The organism is Verrucomicrobiota bacterium, assembly GCA_016871535.1.
GTDB lineage: Bacteria > Verrucomicrobiota > Verrucomicrobiia > Limisphaerales > SIBE01 > VHCZ01.
In genome coordinates this window covers 1-16,227 of the sequence record VHCZ01000141.1, presented here as the reverse complement: position 1 = coordinate 16,227, position 16,227 = coordinate 1, and the positions used below count along the sequence as shown (strand labels likewise).

Annotated in this window: 13 protein-coding genes and 4 pseudogenes; 2 read left to right on the top strand and 15 right to left on the bottom strand. The window is 59.8% G+C overall.

Annotated elements, in window-relative coordinates; all coding sequences use genetic code 11:
- Positions 1–64: 64 nt before the first annotated feature.
- Entirely contained in the window at positions 65–1,249 is a 1,185-nt protein-coding gene (locus FJ398_17355) for an IS4 family transposase (GenBank protein ID MBM3839696.1), read from the top strand.
- Positions 1,250–1,509: 260 nt separating this feature from the next.
- Here FJ398_17355 and FJ398_17350 read toward each other — a convergent pair whose 3' ends face one another.
- The 6 genes from FJ398_17350 to FJ398_17325 all read right to left on the bottom strand — a co-directional run bounded on the left by FJ398_17350 (position 1,510) and on the right by FJ398_17325 (position 4,916).
- Positions 1,510–2,721: a hypothetical protein gene (locus tag FJ398_17350; protein ID MBM3839695.1), complete on the bottom strand. Its 1,212-nt coding sequence runs from the start codon at positions 2,719–2,721 to the stop codon at positions 1,510–1,512.
- Positions 2,616–3,026, bottom strand: coding sequence for a hypothetical protein (locus FJ398_17345; GenBank protein ID MBM3839694.1), 411 nt, complete (start codon positions 3,024–3,026; stop codon positions 2,616–2,618). The genes FJ398_17350 and FJ398_17345 overlap by 106 nt, the downstream gene beginning before the upstream one ends.
- Positions 3,027–3,426: 400 nt before the next feature.
- A complete protein-coding gene (locus tag FJ398_17340) occupies positions 3,427–3,654 on the bottom strand; it encodes a hypothetical protein (protein ID MBM3839693.1) in 228 nt (75 codons plus the stop codon).
- A 42-nt stretch (positions 3,655–3,696) separates the two neighbouring features.
- Positions 3,697–4,221, bottom strand: coding sequence for an NUDIX domain-containing protein (locus FJ398_17335; protein MBM3839692.1), 525 nt, complete (start codon positions 4,219–4,221; stop codon positions 3,697–3,699).
- A 72-nt stretch (positions 4,222–4,293) separates the two neighbouring features.
- Positions 4,294–4,692, bottom strand: coding sequence for a hypothetical protein (locus tag FJ398_17330; GenBank protein MBM3839691.1), 399 nt, complete (start codon positions 4,690–4,692; stop codon positions 4,294–4,296).
- An 8-nt stretch (positions 4,693–4,700) separates the two neighbouring features.
- A complete protein-coding gene (locus FJ398_17325) occupies positions 4,701–4,916 on the bottom strand; it encodes a hypothetical protein (GenBank protein ID MBM3839690.1) in 216 nt (71 codons plus the stop codon).
- 233 nt (positions 4,917–5,149) lie between these two features.
- On the opposite strand from FJ398_17325, the gene FJ398_17320 reads away from it, so the two are divergent.
- Complete coding sequence (locus FJ398_17320; protein MBM3839689.1) at positions 5,150–5,701, top strand: hypothetical protein; 552 nt, start codon at positions 5,150–5,152, stop codon at positions 5,699–5,701.
- A 301-nt stretch (positions 5,702–6,002) separates the two neighbouring features.
- On the opposite strand, the gene FJ398_17315 is transcribed toward FJ398_17320, so the two are convergent.
- The 9 genes and pseudogenes from FJ398_17315 to FJ398_17275 form a co-directional block, all read right to left on the bottom strand.
- Complete coding sequence (locus FJ398_17315; protein ID MBM3839688.1) at positions 6,003–6,206, bottom strand: hypothetical protein; 204 nt, start codon at positions 6,204–6,206, stop codon at positions 6,003–6,005.
- 17 nt (positions 6,207–6,223) lie between these two features.
- On the bottom strand, positions 6,224–7,474 hold the full coding sequence (locus FJ398_17310) for a hypothetical protein (GenBank protein MBM3839687.1): 1,251 nt from the start codon (positions 7,472–7,474) through the stop codon (positions 6,224–6,226).
- Between the two features lie 537 nt (positions 7,475–8,011).
- Positions 8,012–8,197: pseudogene (locus tag FJ398_17305) on the bottom strand (transposase).
- A gap of 228 nt (positions 8,198–8,425) precedes the next feature.
- Positions 8,426–8,764 (bottom strand): annotated as a pseudogene (locus FJ398_17300) (alanine--tRNA ligase).
- A 288-nt stretch (positions 8,765–9,052) separates the two neighbouring features.
- Positions 9,053–9,310: pseudogene (locus FJ398_17295) on the bottom strand (hypothetical protein).
- 180 nt (positions 9,311–9,490) lie between these two features.
- Positions 9,491–10,390, bottom strand: a pseudogene (locus tag FJ398_17290) (alanine--tRNA ligase).
- A gap of 293 nt (positions 10,391–10,683) precedes the next feature.
- Positions 10,684–11,694, bottom strand: coding sequence for a WD40 repeat domain-containing protein (locus tag FJ398_17285; protein ID MBM3839686.1), 1,011 nt, complete (start codon positions 11,692–11,694; stop codon positions 10,684–10,686).
- 451 nt (positions 11,695–12,145) lie between these two features.
- Positions 12,146–13,489 (bottom strand): DUF1501 domain-containing protein, encoded by a 1,344-nt coding sequence (locus FJ398_17280; protein ID MBM3839685.1) that lies wholly within the window; start codon positions 13,487–13,489, stop codon positions 12,146–12,148.
- Positions 13,490–13,693: 204 nt separating this feature from the next.
- Positions 13,694–16,210, bottom strand: coding sequence for a DUF1553 domain-containing protein (locus FJ398_17275; GenBank protein MBM3839684.1), 2,517 nt, complete (start codon positions 16,208–16,210; stop codon positions 13,694–13,696).
- Between the last annotated feature and the right edge of the window lie 17 nt (positions 16,211–16,227).

Sequence of the window (16,227 nt, the reverse complement as noted above, 5' to 3'; positions counted from 1 at the left end):
TCAATGAGAATGGCTATTGCCAATTTTTGGCGGGCAATTTCCGCTTTCGCTGCCATTGTCGGCGATGTCGATTCAAGCTCCTGTCTTTTCGCAAATCACTTCTGTTTTGTATCAAACCGAGTTCGCTCGTTGCGTCGAAGTCTTTCCGACTCGACGTGAAACCCGTGGTCTCACCGAATACGATCAGTTTCTGGCGCTCTGTTTTGGGCAACTGACTTATCGGGAAAGTTTACGCGATATCGTGGGTTGTTTGGAGGCCAGGAAATCCTTGCTCTATCACCTGGGGTTTCGAGGCCGAGTGACGCGCACCCATTTAGCGTATGCCAATTGCCATCGAGATTGGCGTCTGTTTCAAGCGGTGGCGGAGATTCTGATGAGGCGAGCCTCTCGCCTTTATCAAAACGATCCCATCGATTTCGATCTTCCGAAGATCGCCTTGGCTTTGGACTCCTCAATCATTTCTTTGAGTTTGAACTTGTTTCCCTGGGGGTATTATGCGCGTTCGGGACGAGCCGCGCTGAAATTGCATTTGCTCCTGTCTTTACGGGGCAATCTGCCGGCTTGGGGTGCGATCACCGAGGCCCATTTACCCGACCTGAAGATGCTCGATCACATTCCCATTCACCCCGGAGCCTTTTACATCATGGATCGAGGCTATTTGGATTTTGCTCGACTCTACCGCCTGCATCAGGCGGGCGGCTTTTTTGTCGTGCGGTGCAAACATCACGTGCGATTCATTGTCCGGAAGTCACGCCCCATCGACAAAGCCACCGGATTGAGATGCGACCAGATCGTTCAACTCAAAAGCAAGTGGTCCAAGAAATTGTTTCCCGAAAAGCTCAGGAAAGTTCGTGTTTATGACTCCGAGAACAAAGTCACCTTGGTCTTGCTGACGAACAACTTTGATCTGCCAGCCGAGGTGATCGCAGAACTCTATCGGCGGCGTTGGCAGGTCGAATTGTTTTTCAAATGGATCAAACAGCATCTTCGCATTCGCAGCTTTTTTGGCCGAAGCGAAAATGCCGTCCGGTGTCAAATCTGGTCAGCGATCAGCGCCTACTTGCTGGTGGCCATCCTCAAGAAGGAACTGAAAGTCCAGAAAAGTTTGAATGAAATGTTGCAGATCATCAGCGTGAACATTTTCGAGCAAACGCCCGTAAATACGCTGTTTTTCGACGACAACGAGCCGAGCGCGTCTGGCGACCGCTATTACGGAAATCAGAAGTTATTGTTGCTCAATGACAATTAACTGGACAGCAGTGGATTCCACTCCGTCCCTGACTAATCCTTGAGGCGTCTCTTGAACGGAGAGCAGGACAACGGAAAGACCAGGAGCCTCCGTTGGCCCATCGTCTCTTCCTGGGCGGCCTTCTGTCTCAAGACTTGATTTGGGACGCAGTGGAATCCGTCCGCTTCTCTGTTCTCTCTGTTCTGTCAGTTGCTTCTTGTTAAGAAATCAGAAGGAAACGGAGCCACCAGAGAAGGCCAACAGCAGAATCCCACGGGCCCCTACTTGAGCGCGACGCTGACTCGATAAAATCGCTGCACGCCTGCCACCGGAGCACTCACACTTGAAACCGCTCCATTTCCGGTGAAGTTCATCACGGTGTTCCAGGCTGTTGGATTCAACGTCTCCGCAAACTGCACCTCGTAGCGCAGCCCGGTCTCTGTGGCGAAAGAGAAGCTGAAGTCATTCCCGCGAATCGCAGGACTCAAGATCTTCACGGCGGCAGGCGGAGTCGCACTCGGTGGAAAGGTGATTTCCCACAGACCCTGGTTGCCGCCGTATTCCAGCACGTAGATCCTGTTCCCGATGATTTCGGAGTCGATCGGATTCAGAAATCCACCGACCAGCCGAGTGATGCGAGCCTGGTAATTCGTGTCGCCCAGCTTGGTCAGTTCCACATCGACCAGGTCCTCGCTCGCGTCCTTGAAAGGTCCCGGCACGCTCGTGCCGTTCGCGTCGCCCGCCGTCCAGCTCAGCACGAACGCGTGATGCTGAAACGGCGGCGCCATCGCTCCCGCCGCGTCGAACACCAGGCCAAGCGGCGACCGGTGCGCTGTGAAGGTGCTGAGTTTCACGCCCTGTTCGCTGGCATCCTTGATCGATCCATCCGTCGGATCACGATAACTGTCCGCGTCCGGCCCGACATTGAGGACCGGCTCCGCCAAATTCGCCGGCGCGGGGGGAAAGGTTGGGTCGTTGTGATAGTATCCGGCCTGATAAGCGAGGAAGCGCCGGTCCAGCAACCGGTCGCTGCTTGGATCGTAACCGCGGTATTGCTGCGGATTGTCAGTGCCTCCAATGCGCCAGGGAAATCCGTAGTGCAATCCGGGCCTCAGCCAGTTCAACTCCTCCGACATATCGCGGTCCGGTCCGTTTTCCGTGCCGAACAGATCGCCGTTCGGCGCGAAGGCCAGATCGAACGCGTTCCGCAGTCCTTCGCAGAAGAGGTAGCCGGCGTTCCGCAGCGCGTCCGCATCGTTCGGCAATGCCAAATTCGAACCGCGGGTCGGGAGCCGAAATATCTTTGCCGTCAACGGCACTTCGCGCGTGTCCGGAAAAGCGCCGCCGCCGGACTGCACCTCGCCATGATCCGTGCGCGAACCGCTGTTCACGTAAAGGTGATGCCATCCGGGCTGACCACGAGGCCGTTGAAGACGTGATCGTACGCCGTTTTGCTGCGTGGATACGGATCCGTTTTGGCCAGCAACGACCACGTGCGCGAACCGCTGGGATTGGGAACTCCTTTCATGATGCGCGCCGCCGTGCTGTTGCCATCGCTGGTCGCAGCATTGCCGACCAGGTAGAGGGTCCCGTCGGGCCCGATGGCCATGCCTTGAGCGCCTTCGGAGACGCCGTGATCCGTGGAATTGTAGATGATCGCGCTGCTCGCCGTGCCGCTGTTCGGGACCGAATTGAGCCGGTAGATGAACCCGTTCATCTTCGCGTAATAGAGCTGGTTGTTGCGCGGATCCTTCGCGACCCGGATCGAGTAGGCCGGGACGCCGTCCTTGGTGTTCATCAGAAGCCGGACCTGGAGCCTCGAATCAATCGCCACTGGAGCGCCCGCAGTTCGCGGAGTGGACCACAGGCACAGCCCTGACAGCACAACGATGAAGAGGCCTGGTTGGAAACGCGTGCGCATCGTTAAAGCTACAGAGCATTACAGACGCGAAAGCGGACATCAACGGCGCAAATCCGGGAGTCGGCACGGGAAAAACCCACCAGTCTTCGGCATACGGTGGGGCGAGGCTCCCGCCGAGCCTGATGGGGAGCACACGCGACCTCGCGTGTCCCAGCCGGCGCCTCGCCGGTCGGAGCGTCGTTGAGACCCTCTCACGAAACGGTGACGGCTCAGTCCTGTGTTGCGAAGACAGAGGGCTCCGCAGGAGCGTCGCCCCGCCCATGATTGGAATCGCCGCTCAGCGGGCCAGAATCCTTTTGGCTTCAGCTTCCGCCGTCGTTTCTACGCGGCGGATGAGGGTGTAAGTGGAGGTTTGCTCGGCTCGATCTCCCGGTTTGAGGTTCTGCAATGGCCCCAACACCTCCAGCTCGACATAGGCTTGCGGGTCCGGATTCGTGAAAATTTCAGCGCTGCTGCCGTTGTCCGGATACTGTTCCCCATCCTGGCGCGCGGAATCGATTCTCAAGCAAATCGAGAAATGGGTTCATGACCCTATTTTGCTCGAAACTCAACCCCGATGCAGCCGGACCAAATAGAGCCGCAAAGCCTTTTCGACCGACGGGAACGCGACTTCTCCAAATTCCACACTGGCGGGGGCCACGCCGATGACGGATTGCACCTCGACCTTCGCGCGGGCTTCAGCGAACGTCTCCGTCTCCGCTGTGAAAAATACGTCCAGGGTCGGGTAAATCACGTCCTGGAATTGATACTGGTTCGGGAACGACGCGAGGTATTGGAAAGCCTTCACCTGCAAGTTCACTTCCTCGAAAACCTCCCGGCGCACAGCCTCCTCGCCGGTTTCGCCTGGATCGACAAATCCGCCCGGAACGCTCAGCTTGCCTCGGCCCGGATCCTTCGCCCGCCGGATCAGCAGGATTTCTCCGGCGCGATTGGCGATGATCGCCGCGACGGCGACCGTGGGATTGGTGAAGTGCTTGAAGCCGCACGCCTCGCATTCGAACTCGACCGGCGAACGCCGTCGAACCTTCGCCCCCCCGCACCGACTGCAAAACAGGAATCGTTGTTGGTTCATGAGGAATCTTAAACAGAAGACAACGAAGACAAACAGCCTCCAGCAAAATCCGAAGTTATTTTTGCACGGACCCTAATAAGAGCGGAGCTTTGAACGGCGTTGTTTGGCCAGGGCTCTTCGGCATCGGAGAAAGTCTCGAATGTGGAGGATATGCAGCTTGTCCTTGTCCCGGCCGACGGCGGCCTTACTTTTGAGAATGCGCTTGAGCTCCAACACGGGAACCAAGTGGCCATGAATGGATGCTTCGGTTATGTGGCGCATCTCTCGACTAAAACTTCCGAGACCTGTGACCTCATAGACGAAGTTCACGGGAGTGCCATCCTCAAGGTAAACAACTGTGTTCGCCGCGACGGTCGCGCCGACTTTCCTCGCGAGGTTCAAGACTCGCATGTATTGGCGCGGGGGCAGGTCGATCCACAAATCGACGTCCAGGGTGTTCGCCATCACACCTTGAGCGATGGCAGCGGCCATCCCAATGACTACATAGCGGATTTGCTCCGTTTCGAGGGCTTCCAATAGCCGAATGAGCGGACGCTGTTCTCGAACAACTCCCATCGCTCCTGCGGCGTCGCCGCCAACCCCAGCGCGTGGACTGATTTCTCGGCGTCGTCGAGTCCGCGCACCTGTTTGAGTTGAGCGAGGACGCGTGCGGCGCGCACGGCGAGCGGGGGACGGATTTTTCCTGCGTCTTTCATGCGGCACACGTGCAGGCTAGTTCAGGTGGCCAACGAAGTCACGTGCGTTTGGCTGGTTGGCGGAAGGCGGCCTTTAGTTCCGATTCAATTGATGATGTAACGCCTGCCAGTCCGTACATCGTTCCGCAAAGTAGCCTCGTGCCAGCGAAGAAAAACGTCAAAGGACCCAACGATGCGGCCGCCCGGATTTATCGGCGCCTCCAAGGCGCGCGCGGGTTGGATGATGACGAACTGTGGCAGCACGCGTTGTTCTTTGCGATGACCCCGGAAGAGCGATGCCGCTTCAGCCTCAAGACAGCCCGCTCGGCGCTTTCCTTAAGGCGCTCCGCGAAGAAAGCATAGATTGCATTCTGATCGGCGCGATGGCTGCCATCGAGCAAGGCGCGCCTTTGATGACGGTGGACTATGACTTCTGGGTGAGACTGCCGGAACGCCAGTACGTTCGGTTGCTCGCTATTGTCCAGCGGTTAGGTGGCACCATTCGCGCCCAGACACTCTACGAGCTCAGTGACGGCACTCAGGTCAACGCCGTCGTTAGTCCCAATGGGCTACGATCTTTTGCCCGTGAATGGGAACGTTGTCGGAGCGGCCAATTGGAAGGCGTGCCGATGCGAATTCTTCCCCTCCAGCGAGTCATCGCAAGCAAACGCGCCGCGGGACGTGAGAAAGACCTTGCGGCATTGCCAATCCTGGAGCGCACACTGCGGTTGACCCAGAGGCTGAGTAAGCAGAAATCCCGGCGTCGAAAAACAAAGCCGCGACGGTCAGACTCCCGGAAACGGTGACGCACCCGTGTTCACGCATTGACCTGGTTCCATTGCGCTTCCAATCCCCGGTTGCGAATCCATTGAAATGACCTCGGCGCTCCCGGGCGGCCTCGACCGCAATGACGTCGGCCGTGGAAGGTAAAACTCAGGCAGGGGAAATGCCTCCTGAAGGCGCTCGATGTCGTCCGACCTGAGAAAAACAATCAGGTCGATATCATGCGTCAAGCGCGGCTCGCCATACAACATCGCCGCCACGCTTCCGCTGATCACATACCGGATCCCCAGTCGATTGAGCGGCTGCTCAAACAACTCGATCAGGTCAGGTTCGGGCATGCAGGAAAATGCGACGCACGGTTTGCTCGACTTGTTGTTCAGACCAATCTGAGTGTTGGGCGCGGAGGAAAGCCGCCTTGTGCCGGCGGGCGGTCCAGTACAGGCGATGCGCTGCGTGCCAGCGCTGGGCCGGCGTCATTCGCCGCAAAATCTCCATTTGCTCCGGAGATGCTTGTTCGTCAGGAAGCATCTTGCTTGACACAATTTCTAAAACAACGACTTCGCTTTGGCCAGCGCCTCATCCAGCTTGCTGGCGTCCTTGCCGCCGCCGCGAGCGTTGTCAGGCTTGCCGCCGCCTTTGCCCCCGACGATCGGAGCGATCTGCTGAATGATCTTGCCGGCCTGAACTTTGGCCGTGAATTCGGGCATGACCGCCGCGATCAGAGAGACCGCGTTGTTCGCCACGCCGCCCAGCACGATCACGCCTTTGAACTGGCCCTTCAACTCGTTGACCATCCCTTGAAGGGTGTCGCCGTCGAGCGCGCCCATGTTCTCGATAATCGCCGGGATGCCGTTGATCGTCGTGGCGTTTGCGACCAAGTTCTTGGCAGCGCTGGCGGCTTCCTTCTGCTGCATCGCCCTGAGCTGCTTCTCCAGCGCTTTCTGTTGTTTGAGCAAGTTCTCAATCTTTTTCTCCAGCTCGTGAATCGGCGAACCCACTTTCCCGGCAACGGATTTGATCAATTCGCGGTCCAGCTTCGTCACGTCATACGCCGTCAACCCGGCCACGGCCTCGACGCGGCGAACGCCGGCGGCAATGGCGCTTTCGCCAACAATCCGAAACAAGCCGATCTCGCCGGTCGCGCGCGTGTGCGTCCCGCCGCAGAGTTCCATCGAATAACCGTCCAACGCGCCGACTTTGCCGCCGATCTGGACGACGCGGACGACATCGCCGTATTTGTCGCCGAAGAATTGCATCACGTCCTTGCGCGATTTCACGTCGGAGTAAGGGACTTCGATCCAACTGACGCCCGCGTTCTCGACGATGCGTTCGTTGACGAGTTTTTCGATGTCCGCGATCTGCTGCGGCGTGAGCGGCGCGCTGTTGAAATCGAACGTAAGCTTCTCGGGCCCGACGTAGGAGCCTTTCTGCGACGCGTCCTTGCTCACAACCTCGTGCAGCGCCCAGTGGAAAAGGTGCGTGACGGTGTGGTGGCGCTGGATGGCGAAGCGGCGCGTAACATCCACCGCAAGCGTTACCTCGCTTCCGGGCATCGGAAACGTCTCTGGTTGGGGACCGCACGCGCCCTCGCGTGCCGCGGTTGGCGCCTCGCCAACCGCTTCTTCGACGTCCGTAGATGCAATCGGCGGGGGCGCCGATTGCGACACGCGAGGGCGCGTGTGCTCCCCCTCAACGATGAAGTGCAGCCAGGCATTGCCGCTCTTCTGCGTGTTGACCACGCGCCAGAGTGGGCCGCCACCGCTCAACTCGCCCGTGTCGCCCACCTGCCCGCCCATCTCGGCGTAGCAGACGCTGGTGTCGAGGATGACGGCGGTCTTCTCCTTCACGCTGACGACTTCGAGGACCTTCGCCGGCGTTTCCAATTTGTCGTAGCCGACGAAGCGGGTCGGCGTCGTGGTTTCAACTTGGGAAATCTCGATGACCTGCTTCTTCTGCGCCGCGCGAGCGCGGGTTTTCTGCTCTTCCATCAGCTTGTTGAAGCCCTCGACATCCACCGTCAAGCCGCGCTCTCGGGCCATCAACTCGGTGAGGTCGAGTGGGAAGCCCTGCTCGTCGTAAAGCCTGAACGCAAAGTCGGCGCTAATCTGCGTCTTCGGGGCTGAATGGGTGGAACGGGCTACCAGCCCGTTCTGCCGGGCAACTTGCCCGGCAGCCTTCGCGTACGGCAGATGCGGAGGTTGAACATACGGTCGTGCGGCTTCAATCTCTTCGGTCCAAAGCCAGGGCCAGGCTTGTGTCTCGTCCACAAGTGCAGCGGCCCAGGGATTCCGGCAGACATAGTGAAACTTTTCTTCCAGATCACGATCGGAGCGAACGTATCGGTCGTAGCGCTCCTCCTGCCAGACGTGTCCCGAAGTTTTCTCAGCCCGGTTGATTTCGTTCGCGGAGAACGATTTTATGGAATGGAGAATCTCTGACAGTGACCAGAAAACCGGATCGCCCTGGCGGTCCTCGCCTTTCACGCCCGGTTGAATGATGAAGTGAACGTGATCGGGCATGACGCAGGCCGCGACCAGGCGGTACCGGCTGTTCCGCCAGCGGAGAATGCAATCGAAGGCAATGTCTCGCGCATTGGGCGAGAGCTGGCGGCCTTCGTAGGTGCGGAAATCGACCACGTAGATGGCCCACGGCTTTTCGAAGTGAGGAAGATTGCGTTTGTTATACGACGCCCCGGGAGCGGCGGGCAGGTTGCCCGCCGCAACGGGCTGGTAGCCCGTTCCACCCAAGAGATGCGCCACTTCCTGTTCGAAAAGCGCGAGCCCTCGATCCAGCGTCTTATTAAACGCCTCCTCCTCCGTGCGGATGACTTCCTGGACATGCTTCCGTTTCTCCCGGATTTCCGGAAACACATGCCCCATCGTGTCCGCCAGTACATCGACGAGTTTGTAGAAAAACGGTTCGTGGAAACCGAGCGTCCGGCCATAGCGCACCGCGCGGCGCAGGATGCGGCGCAGGACATAATTGCGGTCGTTGTTCCCCGGCTGAATGCCATCCGCAATCGCGAAACTCAGCGTCCGGATATGGTCCGCGATGACGCGGAACGCGATGTCGATCTGTTCCTGTTCGGCTTCCGGGGGACCGCACGCGCCCTCGCGTGCCGCGGTTGGCGCTTCGCCAACCGCTTCTTTGACGTCCGCAGTTGCAATCGGCGAGGGCGCCGATTGCGACACGCGAGGGCGCGTGTCCTCCCCGGAAATGTCCGGAGTCCACAACCACGGATAATTCTCAGACGCCGGCACGACTCCGCCATCCCACGGATTCCGACAGATGTAATGGAACTTCTCCGCCATGTCCGAGTCGCTCCGAATCATGCGGTCCATCGACTCTTTCTCCCAAACAGGTCCCTTTTGGCCTGAAGCCTGGTTGATGTTGTGCGAACTCGCAGATTTGATTCCCTGGAGGATTTCGCTGAGTGACCAGAACACCGGTTTGCCTTCCTGGTCCTGTTCTTTGATCTGCGGCTCGAACAGCAAGTGGACATGATCCGGCATGACGCACGCGGCATAGAGCTGGATTTGCCGATGCTCATGGGCGTGGAGAACGCTCTTAAGCGCAAGATCTCGCTCTGCCGGGCTCAATCCGCGCTTAGCGCGCGTCGAAAACGTGACCATGTATTTTGCCCAGGGACGCTCGAAGTGCGGGAGGTTGCGGCGGGAATACTTCGCCTCTGTTGTTCCCGACGCCGCACGGGCAATCGGCGAGGGCGCCGATTGCGACACGCGAGGGCGCGTGTGCTCCCCGGAGACGGCGGGGGCGCCGTCTTCCACACGCGAGGGCGCGTGTGGTCTCCCTGGCAACGTCGAGCCGTAGCGTTTGCCGCTCAGTTTTTCCAGTTCATCAAAGATGGGGCGGAAAACGTCCGTTTCGTAATTGGAAATTTTCGCGTTCTTGAAATCCGTGAAGCCTTTCGTGCCCTGGATGATGCTCGTCACCCGCTCGAAACCCATGCCGGTATCGACGTGCTTAGAGGGCAACGGCGAGAACGTCCCATCCGGATTCGCGTTGAACTGGATGAAGACCAGATTCCAAATCTCGATGCACCGCGCGTCGCCCTGGTTCACGAGCGCGCCGCGCGTGTCGCCTTCGGGCGTGAGATCGACGTGGATTTCGCTACACGGGCCGCACGGGCCGGTGTCGCCCATCATCCAGAAGTTGTCTTTCTTGTTCCCATAGACGACGTGCACCTTCGGGTCGAGTCCGGCGGCGGAGTAAATGCGCGCCCAATGGTCGTAAGCTTCCTGATCGAATGCCGCGGGGTCGCCTGGACCAGGCTTATAGACCGTCGCGAAAAGGCGCTGAGGCGGGAATTTCCAGATGCCCACGACCAGTTCCCACGCCCATTCGATGGCCTCCTTTTTGAAGTAATCGCCGAAGGACCAGTTGCCCAGCATCTCGAAAAACGTGTGGTGATACGTGTCGAGGCCGACGTCTTCGAGGTCATTATGCTTGCCGCCGGCGCGAATGACCTTCTGCGTGTCGGCGGCGCGGGTGTCGAGGCCAGGCACGGCGCCGGGCCATTTGCTGACATCGGCTTTGCGCTGGCCGAGGAAGATGGGCACGAACTGGTTCATGCCCGCGTTGGTGAACAGCAAGTTCGGCGCGTCGGGCATCAAGCCCGACGACGGCACAAGGGTGTGTTGCTTCGACTTGAAGAAGTCGAGAAACGACTGGCGAATTTCGGCTGAGGTCATGTCGCGACGGTCAACGTAATCAGTGATCAGTTACTGAATACTGAACACTGACTACTGATTACTAAAACAAGGCGGGGAGATTAGTCAAAATGTCCCCGGCAACGCCAGTCCAAGTTAGCAGCGTGGGAGCCCGCACTTGGTCTGGGGAGCACACGCGCCTTCGCGTGTTCCGACTGGCGCCCTCGCCAATCGGATCGTCGGAGGAACCATCATTAAAGGATCGCTCTTTCGGACGGAAATCGGTGGTCGGCGGGGGCGCCGACCGCGGCACGCGAGGGCGTGCGCGCTCCCCATTACCGCTGGAACATCAGCCGAGCCGGTCTTGAGGTGACATCCCAGAGCTTCACTTGCCCGGCCCAATCGCCGGTGGCCAGCGTTTTGCCGTCGGGGCTGAGCGCCAGGCTGTAAATCCAATCGTCCGACGCGCGCCAGTGTTCCAGGATTTCGTCGCTCTCCGAGTCGATGACGCGGACGATGCCTTCCTTTCCCGCTGAGAACAGCCGCGTGCCGTCGCGGCTGTAAGTCGCGGCGAAGACGGGGCCTTCGTGCTTGCGCACGATGCGCACCATCCGGCCAATTTCCGGCTGCCAGACGCGCACGGTGTGATCGTCGCTGGCGGACGCGCAGTACGCGGGGCGCGGTGAATCGCTGTTCCTCTCCAAAGGACGGAAGGCCAGCGCGTGGACGATTTCGGTGTGATGGTTGAACGAGCGAATCAGTTTCCCGCTGCCGGCATCCCAAACTTTCAGCGAACGATCGGCGCTGGCGGTCACGATGGTTTGTTCGGTTGGACTGAACGCCACGGCCAGCACGGGTCCTGCGTGACCTTCCAACTTGTGAGATTCCACCCCGTTTGCGCCGTCAGCGTTGAGTTTGAGAACGTTTACGGAATGATCCGCGCTGGCAACCGCCAGGAAACGCCCATCCGGACTGAACGCAACCGAGGTCGCCAGATCCGTGAAGTTGGTGAAGCGTTGAAGAATCTTTTCGTTCTTCCAATCCATCAGCACAGCGACACCGCCGATTCCAGGAGTTCCGCCCGCCGCGGCCACGAAGCGGCCATCCGGGCTGAAAGCCAGCGAACTCACTTTCGGAAAATCGAGTTGAACTCGCCGCTGAAGCGCGCCGTCCTTGGCGGAACTGACCACAATTGATCTGTGGTCGCCGTATAACACTGTCTTTGCATCCGGAGCAAAAGCCAGCGCGGCCACGGGGGCCCCAAGAGAAGATGTCGTCCCCCAAAACAAACCGATGAAGAGCAATCCAAAAAGAACTGGCCGCATCGCATCTGCCCTCGCGCGCATCCGTTCGTGTAAGGAGCAGAGTCCTCTGTAGCTTTTGCAGGCTCCGGCGATTCCAAAAGCGCCAGAGGACTGGCGCACTCCAAAACTTGGCGGCGATTTGGCCGGTTCATGGGCAGTCGATGCGCGCGCATTGGGACCATGAACTGTGGCACAGACATTCCTGTCTGCGGGTCGGCGGGACTTTCCAGTCCCGTCCGCCGGGCGACTGGAAAGTCGCCCAAACCAGCAGGCTGGAAAGCCTGCTCTACAACCGAGTTCATGGGCAGGCAGCGCATCAAATCCAACCCAGTCTGCTCCAGAACGGGAAATAAGTCGCCCTCTCCCAATCCTTCGTCGCGGAAGGGGGCAAACACTACGGTGGCCTTGTCGAGATGCGCATTTTGTCGTCAAACAATCCAAAGAAGGTTTAACCACGGATGACACGGATGGACACGGATATGAAGCTCTACAGCTACACCAATCCGGAAATGAATCCGCCTTCGTTCAGAATCTTCAGCGGCCGGCCATTCGGCGCGCGGTATTCTTTTTCAGGATCGACGCCGAGGAGTTTCAGAATGGTCGAGGCCAGATCGGGCGGGCTGACCGGGCGGTCCACAGGGACTTCGCCGTAGGCATTGGTCGCGCCGATGACCTGTCCGCCTTTGACGCCGCCGCCGGCGAGACAGACAAAGCCCGCGCGCGGCCAATGATCGCGTCCGCCGATGGCGTTGATCTTCGGCGTGCGCCCGAACTCGCCCATCAGCACGACGAGCGTCGAGTCGAGCAAACCGCGTTCGCGCAAATCGGTGACCAACGACGCGTAAGCCCGATCGAGCGAAGGCAGCTTGCCGCTGCCGGGAAAACGCGAGTCGGGCAACTCCCGGAAAATCTGGTTGTGATGATCCCAGCCCGTGTCCACGACCGTAATGAAGCGCGCGCCGGCTTCCACAAGACGCCGCGCAAGCAAGCAACTCGTGGCAATTCGGCTGTGGCCGTAACGCTCGCGTGTTCCAGGCTTCTCTTTGGAAAAGTCGAAAGCGGCTTTGGCCTGGGGAGAGGAAAGAAGCCGGTAAGCTTGTTCGTAAAAGGCATCGCGATTTTGCGTGACGGGACCTTCCTCGACGTAGCGCGAGAAACCATCGAGCGTTTCGAGCATCTGCCGCCGACGCTCCGTACGCTCAAATCTGACACCTTCGGGAGCGTCCAGATCGCGCACGCGCGATGGATCGTTGCCGACGCTGAACGCGGAGTAGGCGGCCGGCAGATACCCGGATTTCGCGGCGCCGGAACTGCCGCCGACACCGTCATTTGGAATCGCCACGTAAGGCGGCAGCGTGCCCGCAAAACCGGTCTCATGCGCGACGATGCTGCCGAGGCTTGGATAATCGACCGCTGGCGTGGGACGATGGCCCGTGAGCAAGAAACGCGCGCCGGTGTCGTGATTTCCCAGCTCGTGCGTCAAAGAGCGGATCAACGCCACGTCGCGCATCACTTCGGAGGTGCGCGGCAAGTGCTCGCAAATCTCGATGCCGCTGGCGGCGGTTTTGATCGGCTTGAATTGACTGCGAACTTCGCTCGGCGCGTCGGGCTTCAGGTCGAAGGTGTCAAGGTGGCTGGGGCCGCCGTCGAGCCAGATCAAGATGCAGGACTTGGCTCGCGCGGAGCTACTCGAACCGGGCGTGGCAGCGGATTGCGCTTGGAGCCGGAGCAAATCTGTCAGGCTCAGGCCGAGCGTCGTGAGCACGCCAAGGTGCAGGAAGTCGCGCCGGGAAACGCCGTCGCAACGGCAGTTCGGGCTGAACGTTTCATTTTTCATGGTGCAAGATCCAGGGGACCGCACGCGCCTCGCGTGCCGTGGTCGGCGCCCTCGCCGACCACACAGATGCAGACGAAGAAACCATCGGATAGTAATTGACCGACGCGTCCATTCCGACCGGCGAGGCGCCGGTCGTGACACGCGAGGGCGCGTATGCTCCCCCGAGAAATGTGTGAGCCGCTCGGATTAAACAGCATGGTTACCCTAATGATTAAACGCAAACTCGCGCGAGTTCAACAGCGCCCAGAGCAAATCTTCCGCGATTTCTCCGCGCGCGTTCGGTCCGGCCAGCATCGTTTTCCATTGCGCCATTTCCTGCGCGCTGGCGCGCCGGCTCAATGTTCGCAAATAAAGCTCCTCGATCAATTCCTGATCCGATCGCGCGCTGGCGAGCAGTTGCTTGAGTGCGCCTTCGCGCAGCTTGTTGTTCACGGTCGAGCCATTGATCAAGTGCAGCGCCTGGGCCAGTCCGCCGCCGCCGCTTCCGGACGATTCGCAACTGCGCTCGCGCGAGCAACGCCCGAACACGTCCAGCGCATACGACGGCGTTTGTGCGCCGATCAACTGGACAGAGCGCGTGCCGGTCGGATAACCGGCGAACTCTTCGGGCTGTCCCGTGGCTTGCGCGATTGCGTCGGCCAGCACTTGAGCCGCGAGCGGTTTCAGGTAAGCGCGCGAAAAGAAGCGGTCGTCGCGCCGGTTGATCTCGTTCGCGCGGGATGAAAGCTGGTAAGTCCGCGCCGAAACAATCGTGCGAATCAGGCGGCGCACGTCGTAGCCGTTCGCCACGAAGTCCGCAGCCAGCGCTTCGAGCAACTCCGGATTCGAAGGCGGATTGGTCGGACGCAAATCATCCACGGGTTCAGTAAGTCCGCGACCGAGGAGATGTTTCCAGATGCGATTCACGATAGCCTGGGCGAAGGTTGTGTTGTCTGGTGAAGTCAACCAGGCCGCCAGAGCCGCTCGCCGGTCCGCGGTCGAGTCTTCGATGGGCGCAGCGCCGCCGAGAGGCTTCGGGAGCAGGCTTTTTCCTGTTTTCGGATGCTCGACTTCGCCCTGGTCGCGGACACGCACCTGTCCGCCTTCGTTGCTCACACGCGCGAAGAACGCGGCGAAGCGATGGTAATCTTCCTGCGTCCATTGGGCGTAGGGATGCGCGTGGCAGCGGGCGCAGGCGATTTGTGTTCCCAGAAAAATCGTCCCGGCGTGTTCGCCCAGATCGCGCGGATCGTTCGCGAGCGTGAAGAAATTGGCCGGACCGGTTTTCGTGATCTCACCCGCCGCTGTGATCAACTCACGCGCCACTTGGTCGAAAGGCCGGTTGTTTTCCACTTGTTCGCGCAACCACAGGTGGTAGGTCCGCGTGGCGTTCTCCGCGCCGCGCTTGCCGTTGATCAATAGCAGATCGGCAAACTTCATCGTCCAGAAATCGACGAACTCCTCGCGTTTCAATAAATCGTCGATTACGCGCTGGCGCTTGCGGGGAGAGGATTCCCCGGTAGCCTCTCTCCTCGATCCTCTCCCCACTCGTTCCTCGCGGGGAGAGGAAGAAGACTCCGAGAAGAGCGGCTCTTTGAGAAAGGCGCGGACTTTCTCGGGCGTCGGGAGGCAACCGATCACATCCAGATAAACCCGGCGCAGAAATTCCGCGTCCTCGCTCAGAGGCGACGGCGGAATGCGCAACCGGCGCAATTCGGCGAAGACTTTTTCGTCGATGAAATTCTGAGCGGGAAACGCGCTGGCTTCCACGACTGCATCACTCAAAGGAACAGCGACGCGCGCCGCGGCGACCTGGCCGGAGTAACGCACCATGATGCTCGTCAAGCCGCGATCCCGCGTCGTCACGAGGCCGGACGCGTTCACCTCTGCGACGCCATCGTCGTTGGACGTGTAAAGCGCCAGCGGTGTGACGTCTTCCTTCGTGCCATCCGAGAGAGTTGCTGTCACCCGGAGCTCGATGGTTTTGTTCGTCGTTTCGAGCAGAAGGTCGTTTGGCGCCACGGAGATCGCGGTCACACGCAAGTCGCGTGGGCCATACGGAACGCCCGCTGCGATCCAGCGCTTGAGCGTGAAGTAAGCTTCGGAGTCCTTCTTGATGCGTCGTCCGCCGTCGTGATCGATTTGACGCGTGGGCTTGAGCAGGAAGAGACTTGCGTCCGGGGCGGAAAGATCAATACGGCGTCCGGACGACTCGCGTGTGATGGTTTCGTAATCCTTCTCCGAATCGTAACCGAGCAGGCTCAATTTGAATCCGCCCTGGCCGACAGCGGCGCCATGGCAAGCGCCGGCGTTGCACCCGGCTTTCGTAAGAACGGGGAGGATACGCGTGGGGAAGTCGAGGCGAGCATGCTGAACGTCCTCAGCGAAGGCCGTCCAGAACAGCCCCGAAAGCACAGCGACAACGAAGAGCCAGCGCGCCCTTCCCATGAACCAGACGGTAGCGCGAGCTTGTCCCCAGCGAGCTGAGTCGGACGTGTTCCACGCACGTCGAGCGGCTCGCCGGGACGGACTCGCCCTACCAGCGATCGGTTCATGGGCTGCGAGCCTGGGTCTGAAACCAAGGGAACTTCCCATGAACCAGACGGTAGCGCGAGCCTGTCCCCAGCGAGCCGAGTCGGACGTGTTCCACGCACGTCGAGCGGCTCGCCGGGACGGACTCGCCCTACCAGCGATCGGTTCATGGGCTGCGAGCCTGGGTCTGAAACCAAGGGAACTTCCCATGAACCAGACGGTAGCGC

Coding starts and splice junctions, on each gene's coding strand:
- FJ398_17315 (MBM3839688.1), bottom strand. CDS start 6,206: ATGCTTCCTGACGAACAAGCATCTCCGGAGCAAATGGAGATTTTGCGG.
- FJ398_17355 (MBM3839696.1), top strand. CDS start 65: ATGTCGATTCAAGCTCCTGTCTTTTCGCAAATCACTTCTGTTTTGTAT.
- FJ398_17330 (MBM3839691.1), bottom strand. CDS start 4,692: ATGGCCGCTGCCATCGCTCAAGGTGTGATGGCGAACACCCTGGACGTC.
- FJ398_17345 (MBM3839694.1), bottom strand. CDS start 3,026: ATGAACACCAAGGACGGCGTCCCGGCCTACTCGATCCGGGTCGCGAAG.
- FJ398_17325 (MBM3839690.1), bottom strand. CDS start 4,916: ATGAAAGACGCAGGAAAAATCCGTCCCCCGCTCGCCGTGCGCGCCGCA.
- FJ398_17275 (MBM3839684.1), bottom strand. CDS start 16,210: ATGGGAAGTTCCCTTGGTTTCAGACCCAGGCTCGCAGCCCATGAACCG.
- FJ398_17335 (MBM3839692.1), bottom strand. CDS start 4,221: ATGAACCAACAACGATTCCTGTTTTGCAGTCGGTGCGGGGGGGCGAAG.
- FJ398_17310 (MBM3839687.1), bottom strand. CDS start 7,474: ATGGGCGGGCAGGTGGGCGACACGGGCGAGTTGAGCGGTGGCGGCCCA.
- FJ398_17280 (MBM3839685.1), bottom strand. CDS start 13,489: ATGAAAAATGAAACGTTCAGCCCGAACTGCCGTTGCGACGGCGTTTCC.
- FJ398_17285 (MBM3839686.1), bottom strand. CDS start 11,694: ATGCGCGCGAGGGCAGATGCGATGCGGCCAGTTCTTTTTGGATTGCTC.